Source organism: Chryseolinea sp. T2, assembly GCF_037203685.1.
GTDB lineage: Bacteria > Bacteroidota > Bacteroidia > Cytophagales > Cyclobacteriaceae > Chryseolinea.
Window position 1 is genome coordinate 484917 of the sequence record NZ_JBBCAU010000005.1, and the last position, 12900, is coordinate 497816.

Genomic DNA, 12900 nt, shown 5'->3' on the forward strand with positions numbered 1-12900 from the left:
TGGCGTGGTTTAACTGTGCGGGTGTACACTCACCTATTTTTTCGCAGATGTCGTGTCCTTGCTGGTTGCAGGGCCACCTTTTTCAGCCTTGAACTCCGTGTTCAGGCCTTCGGTGACTTCCTTCGAAATATCCAGACCATCAACTGCAAACAGTACGTCGCTGGTAGGGTCAAGTTTCAGAACAACCTGAAGTCCTTTTTCAACACCATACTTCTTGAGGTAAACAGTGATACGGTCATAAAGCTCCTTGTTCAGTTTAGATTCCTCTTCCATGAGTTGCTGGCTCAGAGTCTGCTGATACATCTGGAGATTTTGCTGCTTTTTGCCCAGGTCTTCTTCAGTTGCGCGTACCTGGCCAAGTGTCATGCTTGACACGTTGCGCTGGTATGCCGCGATTTCATTCTGAAGGCCCATTGCGCGATTGCGGTAGTCCTGGTCCATTTTCTTGGTTTTCGCCTCCAAGGCTTCGCGCTGTACCTTGAGGTAATCATAGTTTTTCAGAACACTATCTGAACGGATATACGCAATTTTAGCGTCTCCAAGGCTGGCAGGCTCCGAAGATGCGGCAGATGCGGGTTTTCCAGATGAAAAATGCAGATAAAACAGGACTAGAACAGCCACCAACAGGACTGCATTCAGGATCAGGGACAAATTCTTCATTTAGCTGAGATGTTTTGAGGGGGCAAATATGATAAGAATCTTGAGAGTTGCCAATTCCCCTGTCAACCTCAGTTGCCCCACGCCTATTCAGCTTCCTGGTCCTGGGTTTGGAACGAATAAAGATTTTCGTCCAGCTTCAGATTGTCGTCGTTGAAATCACGCACGAACCTGGATATGATTTCGGGCGTCACCTGCTCAACGTGTAATCCGACATCGAGGCTTATGCCGAACTCAACATGAACATCCTGATCGACATGCTCACGAACTTTGACCGACTCTTCCTCTTCCAGTTCCATGATCACCTCGGCCATGAACAAACCAATCTCTTCCTCGAGTGCGTCGAGAGATTGAAGATTGCCATCATCATCTTCATCGTAGGAGATCTTCTTATACTCAGGGAAGTGCTGCGCGGCCCTGTGTTCCGCTACTTCAAAAAGTTCACTTTCATGATGGAGGCGCAAGGTATAGATCACCGCGTCATAGATCACCTCGCGGCCTTCGTATAGCCCGATGAAATAGAAGTGGGCATATTCTTCCGACTGCTCATCTTCGCTGTCCAGCACGTAATTACGTCCTGCAGACAAAATGCGTTTTCGATAAGAAGCAATCGTATCCTGATCAAATCCTTTGTTCTTCAACGCGTCCATGTAATTAAGTTAATTAAAGATGCTCACAAAAAAAACGTGCAAGACGAGAAAACACAATAGCTAAACAACAAATCATCTTAAATACTGATGACTTTATTAAGAAAAAAATCAACAACGACTTCCGCCTTCGGCGGACCGACAGATCACCATATCAACCTATCAACAAATCATTAAATGGATTTGTACCAGGTAGCGTACATCGGGTAATTCTTTGCTGTACGCTGAATCACTTGCTTCAGTTCATCGCTTGTATTCGTGAGGAACTTCGCAGGAGTGCCACCGTAGACGCTACCCGCCGGAACCCGGGTTCCTGCGAGCACCACCGCGCCGGCTGCAATAACGGAATTAGATTCAATGACAGCATCGTCCATTACGATGGCGCCCATTCCTATTAACACATCATCATGAATAGTACAACCATGTACGATGGCGTTATGAGCAACCGACACGTTACTTCCTATTGTTGTCTTTGCCCGCTGATACGTGCAATGGATGACAGCGCCATCCTGAATGTTGGTATTGTTTCCAATGGTAATGGTGTGAACATCACCACGCACTACCGCGTTGAACCATACCGTACAATAATCTCCCATGATGACCTCTCCCACTACCGTAGCGTTATCCGCAAGGAAGCACTCTTTGCCAAACTGCGGTGTGAAGCCGCGCACCGTCCTGATTAATGCCATGCCTGTTGTTTTTCCAAGATTATCGGATTGTAAATCTACATGACAAGATGTCACGACAAAGGAGAAATCTATTATTTTTGCCAATTCAAAAATATCTCTGGAATGCAGCAATTGATCAGTGACATAGGAATATTGGGCGGGGCGGAAAGCGAAAGCTGTGAGACGGTAAAGGTTTCGGAAGACAAGCATCTGGGAAACAGCCGGAAGCTCTATATCGAAAGTTACGGATGCCAGATGAATTTCTCTGACAGTGAGATTGTTGCATCGATCCTCGGCGAGAACGGCTTTGACACAACATCCGATATACAACAGGCGGATCTCATTTTTCTGAACACGTGTTCCATTCGTGAGAAGGCGGAGACAACGGTCCGGAACCGGCTAGTGCATCTCAATGGATTGAAACGGGGCCGACCCGGATTACTGATTGGCGTTCTGGGATGCATGGCCGAACGTGTTAAAGCAAAGCTTCTTGATGAGGAGCAGATCGTAGACCTCGTGGCCGGGCCGGATTCCTATCGCGATTTGCCGAAGATGATCGAACGGGTTGACGATGGGCAAAAGGCAGTGAACACATTTCTGTCGCGCGAGGAGACTTATGCAGACATCAGTCCGGTAAGGCTCAACTCCAATGGGGTAACTGCATTCGTCTCAATCATGAGGGGATGCGACAACATGTGCACGTTTTGCGTGGTGCCTTTTACGAGGGGTCGGGAGCGCAGCAGAGATCCCGAATCGATCGTGGCAGAAGCCCGCGATCTTTTTATGAGAGGTTTTCGGGAAGTGACGCTGCTGGGCCAGAATGTTGATTCGTATAAGTGGAGCGCTCAGGAAAACAACAAGGCATGGCTTGAAAAACAGGGAATCACAGAGGTAGTAACCTTTGCTCATCTGCTTGAAGCCGTAGCTCAGGTAAGCCCTGAACTAAGGATCAGATTTTCCACTTCGCATCCCAAGGACATCACAGACGAGGTATTGCACGTGATGGCGCGATACGAGAATATCTGCAAGTATATCCATCTGCCACTTCAGAGCGGCAATACACGTATTCTCGAACTGATGAACCGGGGCTATTCGCACGAATGGTATCACAACAAGGTTCTGAGAATCAAAGAGATACTTGGTGATGATTGTGGTATCTCTTCAGATATGATCACTGGTTTTTGTTCGGAAACTGAAGCTGAACATCAGGACACGTTGCTGATGATGGACAAGGTGAAATTCGATTTCGCCTACATGTTCTGTTATTCGGAACGCCCCGGCACGCTCGCTGAAAAGCGGTTTAAGGACGACATCGCTGAAGATGTGAAAAAGAGACGACTTGAAGAGGTCATAGAACGACAGCGCCTTCACTCGCTCGAGCGGAACCAGCGCGATGTCGGCAAAATACACAGGGTACTTATCGAGGGTTTTTCCAAGCGTTCGGACAATCACTACCAGGGGCGAACCAGTGCCAACAAAGTAGTTGTGTTTCCGAAATCGAATTTTAACAAGGGACAATATGTTAATGTACTGGTAGAGGAATGCACAGGCGGAACGCTGATAGGTCGTGCCGTGTAGCTCTGCAATGATTTAGTTAACTCACTTTATCTACGGCAACGTAGAAAGGAAAACAACATGGCGATCACAGACTCAGATATACAAACAGTAAAACAACGTTTTGGGATTATCGGAAACTCTACCCTGCTGAACAATGCAGTAAGCGTAGCGATGCAGGTGGCCCCCACCGACATGTCGGTGCTTATTACCGGCGAAAGCGGGAGCGGTAAAGAATCCTTTTCAAAAATCATTCATCACTTAAGCTCCAGAAAGCACGGACAATTCATTGCTATCAACTGTGGTTCCATACCTGAAGGTACCATTGATTCGGAACTGTTCGGACATGAAAAGGGCTCATTCACAGGAGCCCACGAGGCTCGCAAAGGTTACTTCGAAGTGACCAACGGCGGTACGATCTTCCTCGACGAGATCGGCGAAATGCCGCTCGGCACGCAAGCTCGTTTGTTGCGCGTGCTGGAAAACGGAGAGTTCATCAAGGTGGGTTCTTCAAAGGTTCAAAAGACTGATGTGCGCGTAGTTGCTGCCACCAACGTGAACCTTATGCGCAACGTTGAGGAAGGCAAATTCAGAGAAGACCTTTACTATCGACTCAGCACGGTACCCATATACGTTCCGCCGCTGCGTGAACGGGGAAAGGACATTGAATTGCTGTTCAGGAAATTCGCATCTGACTTTGCAGAGAAGTACAAGGTGAAACCGATCGGGCTGACTGATGACGCAAAAGAGGTATTGCTTCAATACAGGTTCCCCGGCAACATCCGCCAGTTGAAGAACCTCGTGGAGCAGATCTCTGTGCTATCCAATGATAACAAAGAGATCTCGGTGGAGCGCCTTCGGCAATACCTGCCAAAAGAGAATACGCTTCCTGCTTTGTATAAGTCGGCTGCCGGCGATGGCGATGGGCTTTCGGAGAGGGACATTCTGTATAAGGTCCTCTTTGACATGAAGAAAGACTTTAACGAATTGAAGAAGCTTGTATTGGATTCTTATGGTAATCCAGGCAAGGCTTCACAACTTGTTAAAGACCACGCATCATTGTTTGAAGGGGTGGACGATGTGAACGAGGAGGAACAGTCGCCGGTGGTGCTGAACCTTTCGCCGAATGATGCGCGGCACCATGAGCATGCCGAAGAGGTACATGATATCTCGCACGAGGCTGAGGACGATTCACTTTCGATAGAGAAAAAAGAGAAAGAACTCATCATTCGCGCCTTACGGAAGAACAGCAACAAGCGCAAATATGCGGCACGGGATTTGGGTATTTCGGAGCGCACGCTTTATCGGAAGATAAAGCAGTATGATCTGGAGGACTAAAAAATTAAGAATTAAGAATTAAGAGTTAAGAATTAGCAGTCACGACCTGCGGTCGTGGCGTGCAATCAGCCGCAGGCTGGCGGCTAATTCTTAACTCTTAATTCTTAATTCTTAATTGTCACTGTCGTTTTAATAACTTTGCCCTTGATGAACCAAATGCCCCGGACAGCGATCAAGAGATTAAGCCGCCTGACAGCACCAGGTGTCTGGTCTTTCTCCATAGTCCTGCTGCTTTCACTGTTCTGTGGTGGATGTGGCGTCGGTATCAAGTACGGGATGTCTGGCCAGACGACGACGGCTTCCACAATTACCATCTCCGAGTTCTACAACAATACCGATCTGGGCCAGGCTAATATCGGTCAAACCTTCACCAATCAGTTGAAGAACTACGTCATTCAGAACTCCAACGTATCAGTGGTTGCAGAAAACGGAGAATTGTTGCTTGAAGGGGAGATCTCCAATTATCAGATTACGCCGATCGCTCCCGTTGCCACCAGCAACCCAAACCAGGCCAACCTTGCGTCATCCACGCGCTTAACCATTACAGTTAAAGCCAGTTACGTGAATACACTCGATGAAAGCATGAGCTTTTCGGACAAGACATTTTCCTTCTACAAGGACTTCCCCAACACGCAAAATATCACTGATGTTGAGGAACAATACACACGTCAGATTTTCGAACGGATCGTCAACGACATCTTCAACGCCTCTGTGGCCAATTGGTAAAATTTCCTAATTTTACTATTCATCCTTTTTCGAACCCTGGTGGAAAAGCAACAATTCGCCGAACTTCTTGGCCGATTTTCTAAGAGCTCTGAAAATGAAGCGCTTAACGTGATGGCCTTGAAAGAATATTTTCCTTACTGCCAGGTGTTCCATGCGCTTTCTGCACGCACCACAAAAGATCATCGCTTCTATGAACAGAAGGAGGCGTTGCAGCTTGCTGCAGTCTATGCCGCGGATCGTGCAGTGCTCAAACAGGCTATGGCCGACGACTATTTGCCAGTTGGGAAAAGTACTCCACCCTTTCTTAATATTACTCCTGCTAATACAATTGATTCTGAGCATCTTATTGATTCCAGAAGCGGTATAACCGAGGCTGATATGGACCTTCCGGCCGAGATTGCGGAGCCGGCTGCTGAGCCGACAGCAACTTTGCCGGACCTTACCAGGGCGAGGCATACCGATGCCGGAACGCTCAACTTTCAGCAAAAGGCACAAGCGCTTCAGGCAGAGGCTGCTGCGGCTGCCGACGTGCAGGCTGCACAGGCGACGGCACCTGAAGCCAACGAGGACAGAGGGGTTGTAGAATTAAGGAATGATAAATCATCTGCGACCCCTGATGGATCGTCAGCATCCGATTCAGTACCGGAAGTAGTCTCCGAGGCTGCCCAAATATCTATTCCGCAGTCGGCAGCGGCAACGACCAGGGAGGTTGCTGTGGTCCCTGAAGTAGCGGAAACGAACGTCGCCGATCAGGTTCTCAGTGACCTGGAAAGGCTAAATCAGTTAAAGCATAACTTCGAAGCGCTGTTTGAGGCGAATAAGGCCAGCATCCTTCTTCGCGATGCAGCGAGAACCGTTGGCGCCACGCCTGCAGATGAAACAAGCAAATTGCAGCAGGCCCGCCAAAAGCGCATTGCTGAGCTTGTGAGCTCGCTGGATCCGGAATTGAATGGCCAGGTCGGTGAACTGGATTATGCTGTGGGAAGTACCAAGAACATCCTCGAGGAAATCAAGAATAACAAACAGGAGCTGGAACCGGAAAGCCAAAAGCAGAAAGACCAGCTTCAGATGATCGACGATTTCATCAATACACAGCCCAATCTGGCAGGCAAGGACAAGTCAGTCCCGGCGCCGGAAGATCTGTCTACCATCAAAACCGGGGAGTTCAGCGACAAGATCGTGTCTGAAACTCTTGTCGATATATTGATTAAGCAGGGAAAGAAAGACAAGGCCGTTGAAGTGTTGAAAAAGCTGATTTGGAAGTTTCCACAAAAAAAGGCTTACTTTGCGGCTCAAATTGAAGACCTGAAAAAGTAGCCGGGGTATGTACACGCTGATCATTTCACTAATTATTCTATTCGCAGTTCTCCTTGTGTTGGTAATTCTTGCCCAGAATTCTAAGGGCGGCGGGTTGACCAGCCAGTTTGGTGGTTCATCTGCCTCTAATATCATCGGTGTTAAAAAGACCGGAGATTTGCTGGAGAAGCTTACCTGGGGCTTTATCGTGGCGATCGTCGTGTTGATCCTTTCGACAAACTTTGTTGACAACAACGTGACTGGCCCAACGAACGATGCGCTTGAGCGCGCGGGCGAACAGGCACCTGTACAGCAGCCTAATCTGAATCTTCCCGGCGCAACTGATGAAACGCCTGCTGCAGATTCCACTCCAAAATAATCTGATTAAAAAAACACGTAAACGTGCTTATCTTCACGAGGTAAGCACGTTTTTCTTTTATGGGCATTTTCGGTTTCTTCATCCTCGCCGCAGCAGGCTATTTTCTCTACAGGAACTACTTTACCACCAACACTTACGAGACCAAAGACGAGCGCTATAACGCAGCACGGGCACAACGGCAGAAGGAACTTGACGGCCTGCTGGACAAGATCAACCGGCGCGGAATGAGCAGCCTGAGTGAGCGGGAAAGGCAGCGCCTTGATGAGCTGTCGGGGAAATAGAACCAGAGTGAGGAACAGTGTGAGAGTGAGGAACAGTGTGAGAGCGAGGAAGGGGTTTAGAGTGAGGAGGCGTTTTGGGTTGTTAGCCAGGTAAGGAATAGTAAAAAGTCCGATGAAGTCTGGACGAGTCCGATCAAAGTCCGATTCGACTCCGATGAAAGTCCGATGCGACTCCGATGAAAGTCCGATGGAAGGCCGATGACAGTCCGATCCAAGGCCGATGAGAGAAACAGAGTGAGGAACAGTGTGAGAGTGAGGAACCGAACGACCTCCGCTCTCACACTGTTCCTCACTCTGAACTATTTAGGGTGTTTGGGAAATGTGTTTTACAAATAGTCTCTTTGCTACTGGCATGAGAGTTTCTGTGAAAGGGAATTTCATTCGGGCCAGGATCAGGTAAGCTGCCGGATTTGGCAGGTCCTTAAATTTCTTCACCAGATCGAGTTTAAGGCGTTCATACGTATTGGCCGGGTTCTTCTCAACCCGTTCAATAAACTTCGTATTAAGGCTCCTCAGCTGCTCCTGGCTGCCCTCATAGATGCTCATCTGATACCGGTAGATCGTCGTCTCCTTTTCCGGCGGTTCGGTAACGAACAGGTATCCCTCCTTGGCATATAACGGCGTCACCCCTACCGGTGAGATCTGACATTGCGACTCGACGTATTCATAGATCACAGAACCCTCCTGAAGAGAGTCTTTGATCTGAGGGAGCGCAAAGCTGATGATAGATTCCAGTTCTGACATTACCGTGTCGTCGTTGATCATTTCCCGATACCGAAGCTCCAGCGTCTTGATCTCTTCCAGGGACAGTTCTTTGGGGAACGATTCCCGGAGCAGCGCCTTGTTGTCGCGCAGCGCCTGCAGATTCCGGTAATGGAAAACCAGGTCTGCGAGAAACGGATAGAGCTCCACCCTGCCGAACGATTTGCGAACCGTCTGCAGGTAAGCCATCAATACATACTTCTTATACTCGAAATCAATGAGGCCCTGAGTGAGCCAGTCCTGCGACAACTTTTCCATGGAAGAAGCAAAAAATAGTTATGTACAATTTAACAATTCCTTCATTGGAGAACAAGGAGAACCCAGCGTGAGGAACAGGGTGAGGAACAGTGTGAGAGTGAAGGGAATGCAGGCTGGGAGGCTGGGAAAGTGCGATGCGACTGCGGGAAAAGTGCGGTGAGGGACTGGGAAAGTATGGGAGGAGAGCGTTGCGAGTGCGGTAAAAGAGCGGTGAGAGAGCGTTGAAAGAGCGTCAAAAGAGCGTTGCAGGCAGGGAAAAGTCTTACCTCTGGTAAGTCTCTGGTAAGTCTCTGGCTGGGCGGCGGTTCAGCAAGTACGCCGTTGCGGGGTAAAGTTGCGGATGTGGTGATTTGGAAAGGAACTGCCATCCTGGCGCATCGTCCGATTCAATCGGTGTCAGGTTCAAATAATTAAGTGTCAGTTTCTGTCAGATTTCGAAGAATTTGTCAGTTATTCGCGCTTCCAATCGCGCTGGCACAATAGCTGATAGGCGGTTGTCATCATTTTTTGTAAACCTTAAAAACACGTAATACAAATGGCGAAGATCAACTTCAAACCAAATGAGGACCGGGTGCTCGTTGAACCCGCTGAAGCTGAAACCAAGACTGCATCAGGCATCATCATCCCTGACACAGCAAAAGAAAAACCACAAAAAGGTAAAATCATAGCTGTAGGCGAAGGCTTGAAGGATAAGCCAGTCACTGTTAAAGTTGGTGACAATGTTCTTTACGGCAAGTATTCCGGAACCGAGATCAATATCGACGGCAAGGAGTATCTCATCATGCGGAACTCTGACATCTTCGGAATCATCTAATTGTCTAACCTTAATAAATAAAATAACATGGCTAAAGAAATAACCTTTGAGACCGCTGCGCGCGATAAGATAAAAAAGGGTGTTGATAAGCTGGCTGACGCGGTGAAGGTCACTCTTGGACCTAAGGGCCGTAACGTTATCCTCGACAAGAAATTTGGTGCTCCTACCGTAACTAAAGACGGTGTTTCCGTTGCCAAGGAAATCGAACTGAAGGACGCAATTGAAAATATGGGCGCACAGCTCGTTAAGGAAGTTGCTTCCAAGACTGCTGACGCTGCCGGTGACGGTACTACTACTGCTACTGTTCTTGCACAGGCTATCTACGCTCACGGCATTAAGAACGTAGCTGCAGGTGCTAACCCTATGGATCTCAAGCGCGGTATCGACAAAGCTGTTGATGCTGTTGTTGAGCACCTCAAAAAGCAATCAAAGAAAATCAAAGATTCGAGCGAAATCGCTCAGGTAGCTACAATCTCTTCCAACAGCGACGAGACCATCGGTAAGATGATCGCTGACGCTATGGATAAAGTTGGAAAAGACGGTGTTATCACTGTTGAAGAAGCTAAAGGAACAGAGACTGAAGTGAAGACTGTAGAAGGTATGCAGTTCGATCGCGGTTACCTCTCTCCTTACTTCGTAACCAACACTGAGAAGATGGAGGCTGACCTCGATCAGGCTTACATCCTTATCTACGACAAGAAGATCAGCAGCATGAAGGAACTCCTTCCTGTTCTCGAGCAAACAGCTCAGACTGGCAAGCCTCTCGTGATCATCGCTGAGGAAGTTGAAGGCGAAGCTCTTGCTACCCTCGTGGTAAACAAGATCCGTGGCGCACTCCGCGTTGCTGCTGTTAAGGCTCCTGGCTTTGGCGACCGCAGAAAGGCTATGCTCGAAGATATCGCTATCCTCACAGGAGGTAAAGTGATCGCAGAAGAGCAAGGCTTCAAACTGGAGAATGCTACTTTGGACATGCTCGGTCGTGCTGAAAAAGTAAACATCGACAAAGACAACACAACGATTGTCAACGGTGCCGGCAAGAAGGCAGAAATCCAGGGTCGTGTTGCCCAGATCAAAGCGCAAATCGAAACCACTACTTCTGACTACGATAAAGAAAAACTTCAGGAGCGTCTCGCGAAGCTTTCTGGCGGTGTAGCAATCCTTTACGTAGGTGCTGCTACTGAAGTAGAAATGAAAGAGAAGAAAGACCGCGTAGACGATGCGTTGCACGCAACACGCGCTGCTGTTCAGGAAGGTATCGTCCCAGGTGGTGGTGTAGCTTACATCCGCGCAGTAGAATCTTTGAAGAATACTGCTGACCTCGGCTTGAACAACGAAGATCAGGCTACTGGTGTAAACATCGTTCGCCTTGCTCTCGAAGCACCTCTCCGCACGATCGCTGAAAACGCTGGTCAGGAAGGTTCTGTGATCGTGAACAAAGTTCGCGATGCCAAGAAAGACTACGGCTACAACGCACGCGACAACAAATTCGAAAACTTCTTCGACGCAGGTATCATCGACCCTACAAAGGTGACACGCCTTGCGCTTGAGAACGCAGCTTCAATCGCAGGTCTGCTCCTCACTACTGAGGCAGTTGTATCTGAGATCCCTGAAGAAAACCCTGCACCTGCTATGCCACACGGCGGCGGCGGAATGGGCGGCATGATGTAAGAATCATTATCTATCCAATACTTGAAGGGCTCTACGGAAGTGGGGCCTTTCTCGTTTTGTGCCGGGGCCAGAGAAATTAAGAATTAAGAATTAAGAGTTAAGAATTAGCCGCCAGCCTGCGGCTGATTGCATGGCACGACCAAGGTCGTGGACCCTAATTCTTAACTCTTAATTTTGTCAGGTTCTTTGAACGTCTTGTTAATTCCGGTGATCCGGTGTTCTCATTAATTTGCTTTGGAAATTATTTCACAATGAAGGAGAACGTCATCAAGATCAAGTCTTTTGAGTTTGCCGTCGAGATAACCAAGGTTTGTCGTGAATTAATGAATCAAAAGGAATTTACCTTAAGCAGACAACTACTTCGGGCGGGCACATCTATTGGCGCGAACGTGAACGAAGCATTGTTTGCAGACAGTAAGCGTGACTTTGCTTATCGATTGGGGGTTGCTTTGAGAGAATGCAGCGAAACGATGTTCTGGCTTCAGCTCTTAAACGCCACTGACTACCTCTCATACCAAACCTTTAAGAAACTACATGATCGTGCGGGCGAGCTACGGAGAATTCTTAGCAGTATTGTGAAGACAACAAGGGAGAAATTAATTAAGAATTAAGAATTAGCCGCCAGCCTACGGCTGATTGCACGGCACGACCGAAGGTCGTGTTAGCGAATTCATAATTCTTAATTCTTAATTCTTAATTTTCGGCACGTCTTAATTAGAAACAGATGAACTCTATCGGAAACTCCCCTCTTCTTAAACTCGAGCGAATCATTACGCCCGACAGTGCCGATGTTTATGTGAAATACGAGGCGACGAATCCAACGATGAGTATGAAGGATAGGATGGCGCTTTCTATGATCGAAGGAGCTGAGCGACGCGGCGCGTTGAAGCCGGGCGGCACGGTGATCGAGTTTACCGGAGGAAGTACGGGAAGTTCCTTAGCCATGGTGTGCGCGATCAAAGGATACAAGGCGCACCTCGTCAGCTCGGATGCCTTTTCAGAGGAGAAATTGCAGACGATGCGTGTATTCGGCGCACAGGTCGAAGTGATTCCAAGTGAAGGAGGAAAGATCAACGTTGGCCTGTTTCAACGAATGAACGCACGTATTCAGGAGCTGCGCCAGCAACCTAACACCTTCTGGACAGACCAGTTCAACAATGTCGACAACAAAACCGCCTACCATCAGATGGCGTTTGAGATATTAAATCAGACGAACAATAACATCGACGAGTTCATCACCGGCGTGGGGACCGGTGGTTCCTTTTCCGGAACTGCAGAAGTCCTTAAAGAGAAGCTGCCCAATATCAGGTGTATTGCTGTCGAGCCGGATAAGGTTCGCGCGATTTCCGGAGGCGACACCACCGGCGCGCATAAACTCGAAGGGATCGGGACTGGAATTCTCCCCCCTACCCTGCGGAGAGATCTCATCGATCAGGTAATCGCGGTAACCGATGAAGACGCATACGACACAGCGCGAAAGCTTGCGCGGATCGAAGGCATCTGGGGCGGCACAACTTCAGGTGCCAACGTATGGGCTGCACTACAACGCGCACGCGTGCTGGGACCTGGCAAGAAGGTCGTCACGATCATCGTTGATTCCGGAATGAAATACCTGCGCGGAGACCTGTACAGATCCATATAGTGATCTCGTGATTGGATGATTTGGTGATTTTGAAATGCGGCGACGAGCCGGATGTGAATTGGAATCTAAGGTGCAGCCTCGGATATTAGTCGCAGAGATTGCTTCTGATTGAGGTTACTCTATTTAGAGATTACTCCAGTCAGAGATTACTCTATGAAGGTCTGTGGCTGAATTGAAAGTGCAGCGGAGTAGTAGTAGTCGAAAGTGGTA

Annotated in this window: 14 protein-coding genes; 10 read left to right on the top strand and 4 right to left on the bottom strand. The window is 48.4% G+C overall.

Annotation, left to right across the window (positions count from 1 at the left end; genetic code table 11):
• Positions 1-33: 33 nt before the first annotated feature.
• From WBG78_RS18770 to WBG78_RS18780, 3 genes are all read right to left on the bottom strand, one after another.
• On the bottom strand, positions 34-660 hold the full coding sequence (locus tag WBG78_RS18770) for an OmpH family outer membrane protein (protein WP_337328005.1): 627 nt from the start codon (positions 658-660) through the stop codon (positions 34-36).
• A gap of 83 nt (positions 661-743) precedes the next feature.
• The gene (locus WBG78_RS18775) at positions 744-1307 is read right to left on the bottom strand and encodes a hypothetical protein (protein ID WP_337328006.1); all 564 of its coding nucleotides are present in this window, start codon (positions 1305-1307) and stop codon (positions 744-746) included.
• 170 nt (positions 1308-1477) lie between these two features.
• Entirely contained in the window at positions 1478-1993 is a 516-nt protein-coding gene (locus WBG78_RS18780) for a gamma carbonic anhydrase family protein (protein WP_337328007.1), read from the bottom strand.
• 102 nt (positions 1994-2095) lie between these two features.
• Here WBG78_RS18780 and miaB point away from each other — a divergent pair, with 102 nt between their 5' ends.
• From miaB to WBG78_RS18810, 6 genes are all read left to right on the top strand, one after another.
• Positions 2096-3550 (top strand): tRNA (N6-isopentenyl adenosine(37)-C2)-methylthiotransferase MiaB, encoded by a 1455-nt coding sequence (miaB, locus tag WBG78_RS18785; RefSeq protein WP_337328008.1) that lies wholly within the window; start codon positions 2096-2098, stop codon positions 3548-3550.
• Positions 3551-3607: 57 nt separating this feature from the next.
• The gene (locus WBG78_RS18790; RefSeq protein WP_337328009.1) at positions 3608-4864 is read left to right on the top strand and encodes a sigma-54 interaction domain-containing protein; all 1257 of its coding nucleotides are present in this window, start codon (positions 3608-3610) and stop codon (positions 4862-4864) included.
• Positions 4865-5011: 147 nt separating this feature from the next.
• Positions 5012-5590, top strand: a complete 579-nt coding sequence (lptE, locus tag WBG78_RS18795; protein WP_337328010.1) for an LptE family protein — start codon at positions 5012-5014, stop codon at positions 5588-5590.
• 39 nt (positions 5591-5629) lie between these two features.
• Positions 5630-6907: a hypothetical protein gene (locus WBG78_RS18800; RefSeq protein WP_337328011.1), complete on the top strand. Its 1278-nt coding sequence runs from the start codon at positions 5630-5632 to the stop codon at positions 6905-6907.
• Between the two features lie 7 nt (positions 6908-6914).
• The gene (gene secG / locus WBG78_RS18805; RefSeq protein ID WP_337328012.1) at positions 6915-7265 is read left to right on the top strand and encodes a preprotein translocase subunit SecG; all 351 of its coding nucleotides are present in this window, start codon (positions 6915-6917) and stop codon (positions 7263-7265) included.
• A gap of 59 nt (positions 7266-7324) precedes the next feature.
• Positions 7325-7546: a DUF6576 domain-containing protein gene (locus WBG78_RS18810; RefSeq protein WP_337328013.1), complete on the top strand. Its 222-nt coding sequence runs from the start codon at positions 7325-7327 to the stop codon at positions 7544-7546.
• Positions 7547-7849: 303 nt separating this feature from the next.
• Here WBG78_RS18810 and WBG78_RS18815 read toward each other — a convergent pair whose 3' ends face one another.
• Positions 7850-8566: a hypothetical protein gene (locus tag WBG78_RS18815; protein WP_337328014.1), complete on the bottom strand. Its 717-nt coding sequence runs from the start codon at positions 8564-8566 to the stop codon at positions 7850-7852.
• A gap of 535 nt (positions 8567-9101) precedes the next feature.
• Between WBG78_RS18815 and groES the strand changes: the two genes are divergently transcribed.
• The 4 genes from groES (at position 9102) to WBG78_RS18835 (ending at position 12690) form a co-directional block, all read left to right on the top strand.
• Entirely contained in the window at positions 9102-9380 is a 279-nt protein-coding gene (gene groES, locus WBG78_RS18820; protein ID WP_025537493.1) for a co-chaperone GroES, read from the top strand.
• Positions 9381-9407: 27 nt separating this feature from the next.
• Positions 9408-11048, top strand: coding sequence for a chaperonin GroEL (gene groL, locus WBG78_RS18825; protein ID WP_337328015.1), 1641 nt, complete (start codon positions 9408-9410; stop codon positions 11046-11048).
• A 251-nt stretch (positions 11049-11299) separates the two neighbouring features.
• Positions 11300-11659, top strand: a complete 360-nt coding sequence (locus tag WBG78_RS18830; protein ID WP_337328016.1) for a four helix bundle protein — start codon at positions 11300-11302, stop codon at positions 11657-11659.
• Between the two features lie 113 nt (positions 11660-11772).
• Positions 11773-12690, top strand: a complete 918-nt coding sequence (locus tag WBG78_RS18835; protein ID WP_337328017.1) for a PLP-dependent cysteine synthase family protein — start codon at positions 11773-11775, stop codon at positions 12688-12690.
• Positions 12691-12900: the final 210 nt, after the last annotated feature.